The sequence below is a fragment of the Mycobacterium sp. UM_Kg27 genome (genome assembly GCF_000972905.1).
Classification (GTDB): Bacteria; Actinomycetota; Actinomycetes; order Mycobacteriales; family Mycobacteriaceae; genus Mycobacterium.
In genome coordinates, this window is sequence record NZ_JRMM01000329.1 from 1 (window position 1) to 441 (window position 441).

Annotated in this window: 1 pseudogene; it reads right to left on the reverse strand. The window is 72.6% G+C overall.

Annotated features, from left to right (window positions below):
* Window positions 1–284, reverse strand: a pseudogene (locus LI94_RS24180) (hypothetical protein); the annotation flags it as partial.
* Between the last annotated feature and the right edge of the window lie 157 nt (window positions 285–441).

Sequence of the window (441 nt, forward strand, 5' to 3'; positions counted from 1 at the left end):
GTGGCGCCGGTGGTAACGCCGGTGTCGGTGGCGCCGGTGGCTCTGGTCGCGGTGGCCAGGCCGCTTCCGGGGCCGATGGTGTCGCCGGGATCGGCGGTAATGGTGGTGCCGGTGGCCGGGGCGCTGACGGTGTCGATGGCTTCGCGGGTGCCGTTGATGGCACCGCGGGTGGCAATGGTGGTGCCGGCGGCAACGGCGGCGCGGGTGGCCTGACCGCGGACGGGGTGACCCGGGCTGCGGACGGTGATGGCGGCAATGGTGGTGTCGGTGGGGCCGGTGGTCACGGCGCTCAGGGTGTCCACGGCACTAGTGGTGGTGCTGGTTCCCGTGGTGGTGACGGGTCTGCGGGTGCGGTTGATGGTGGTGCCGGTGAGCGTGGTGGGGACGGCACTGCGGGCAGTCGTGGTGGCAATGGTGGTGCCGGTGGTGCTGGGGGTGTTG